Source organism: Enterobacter sp. Ag1 (assembly GCA_000277545.1).
Taxonomy (GTDB): domain Bacteria; phylum Pseudomonadota; class Gammaproteobacteria; order Enterobacterales; family Enterobacteriaceae; genus Cedecea.
The window spans coordinates 1-1,929 of the sequence record AKXM01000041.1 but is presented as its reverse complement, the minus strand read 5'-3'; the positions used below and the strand labels follow the sequence as shown (position 1 = coordinate 1,929).

2 protein-coding genes and 1 pseudogene are annotated in these 1,929 nt (G+C 49.6%); 1 reads left to right on the top strand and 2 read right to left on the bottom strand.

Annotated features, from left to right (window positions below; all coding sequences use genetic code 11):
- Positions 1–251: 251 nt before the first annotated feature.
- A pseudogene (locus A936_RS16975) lies at positions 252–575 on the top strand (DUF3455 domain-containing protein); the annotation flags it as partial.
- 67 nt (positions 576–642) lie between these two features.
- On the opposite strand, the gene A936_RS16970 reads toward A936_RS16975, so the two are convergent.
- Positions 643–1,032 (bottom strand): putative T6SS immunity periplasmic lipoprotein, encoded by a 390-nt coding sequence (locus A936_RS16970; RefSeq protein WP_052154807.1) that lies wholly within the window; start codon positions 1,030–1,032, stop codon positions 643–645.
- Positions 1,029–1,580, bottom strand: coding sequence for a hypothetical protein (locus A936_RS16965; RefSeq protein WP_008459964.1), 552 nt, complete (start codon positions 1,578–1,580; stop codon positions 1,029–1,031). Before A936_RS16965 ends, A936_RS16970 begins: the two co-directional genes overlap by 4 nt.
- Positions 1,581–1,929: the final 349 nt, after the last annotated feature.

Genomic DNA, 1,929 nt, shown 5'->3' with positions numbered 1-1,929 from the left:
TTTGGCGTTTTTGTCATCCATCTTTTTCTGGGTTTCAAATATCTTGCAGGGAAATTGCAATGCCGACATAAATCACGTCCTTGTATATTTTGGTCTCTACCATCCCGGTAGCCAGGCATGATAAACAGTCGTTAGCCACTGTGTAAGTGTTGTACCTTATTAAGAGTCTGAATTCAGATTTCTTAATTGGGATTTTATTCATATCAGAGATGTTGATTTACGTCGTTCCCCAGCGCCACTGCTAGATCGGAGCCGGTACCCTGAAAGGCCTGCCGCCGGGCATTCACGGCTTCCACGTGCACACTAGTCCGAACTGCGGGCCAGGCATGCAGGACGGCAAAATGGTGGCCGGCGCGCTAAGCGCCACTCGCCCGTCGAAAGATAAAAACTCGATTCCATGACTGCTGCTGACCGGTGCTTCCGAAGCGCAGCCAGGCCTGTTTGCCAACGTGAGCAGCATCCAGCGCGTGGACACTCGCGACGGCGTAATCGGCCCCACGGTTTGCGACCCGGCGACCTTCGTCGCGGCGCTGAAAGTGCCTTACACGGCAACCTACAAGTTCTATACGAAGTAGCAGCCTGAAAAGCCCTGGCCTTACTGCCAGGGCTTTATGTTGCTGGGATCAATTCAGAGAGTAAGCACTAATTCGGGTGCTGAATACTTATTCCGCCGGAAGCGTTCTCCGTGACAGAAAACTCTGCGGTGACCAGATAAGAGGAAGAATTATCAGATTTTACATCGTAAGCGGCTGAGTATTTTTTGCCGGGAGAGAAGGTAAAACCAAAGGCTGGCAGACAGTCTCCCTTCGCGACATAAACTGGAGCATCATCGAAAGTCTTGTACTGCACGTTCCCATGCCCTTCGTTAATTTGTACGGCCGTTATGCGCTCGCCGCTGCCAAGCGGAGACACCACGCAAACAATATTACCTTTGGCCACGACTTCTGCAGGCTGACGCGGCACCATTCTGTCGCCCGGACCAGGACACCCGGCCAGCAAGAGCACGGCAGCGGCTAACAAACATTTTCTCATAGCGTTGTTCTCACCTTCCCTGTGACTATTTTGCGATACAGCACCGGAACTTCACGGCTACTTTCTGTACCTCTGTATTTCCCCATCCGCCCGGACCTTTGGTAGTAGGACCACGCGTCTATACCATAAACCAATAACAGCCAGTAATCCGCTAAAATGGAGGCCTGCTGCTCCAGGGAATAATCTGTTAGCGCCTCTTTATCTAATTTATAGGTATATTCAGCCGCCCAGCTAAAAGCCCCCCTTAGCCTTACCCATTGCCCGTGTTGATGTTGCCACACATGGCCCAGCTCATGGATAAAAACATATTTATCTTCAAGAAAGACGCTGCCAGATGAGAAATCATCTTTATACATCGTCTTGCGGTACCACAATTCTCCGTTTGGCGTCATCGCGTAGTTTTGTTTCTGCAGGCCGAACGGGAGATAGCTGTCGCAATGAATCCATACTCGGCTGTAAGAAATTGAATCGCCGAAAACCCGGCGAGCCATTGCAATTTCGCCCAATGTCATTCTTCTGAGGCTGCCCTCTTCCGCCTGTGCGCTCATTCCTTTTCCTTAAGGTTTGCTTTTCCACAGCATAAAACCAACGCTCAATATAATCTATGTCCCGATTTCTTATTTTTCGATAGTCAGAATTTGGCGCTTAGAAATTTATGGGATAAAAATGTTATGCAGCCGTTGGACAGTGACTTCTGTCTAATGGAGACCACTTTATTCGCCAGGACAAACCAAGATGAAAATCCTGAAAAGAGGCATCCGCGACGTGATTGCCAGCGAAGTCCTGCCGGAAGGCCGGGGCTTTGTGCTGATGGAGTTGTCTTCAGGGGAACGGGCGTTTACAGATATTTTATCAGCTCCCCTTTTTCGCCTAATCGATATTGACCATCACGAAAAA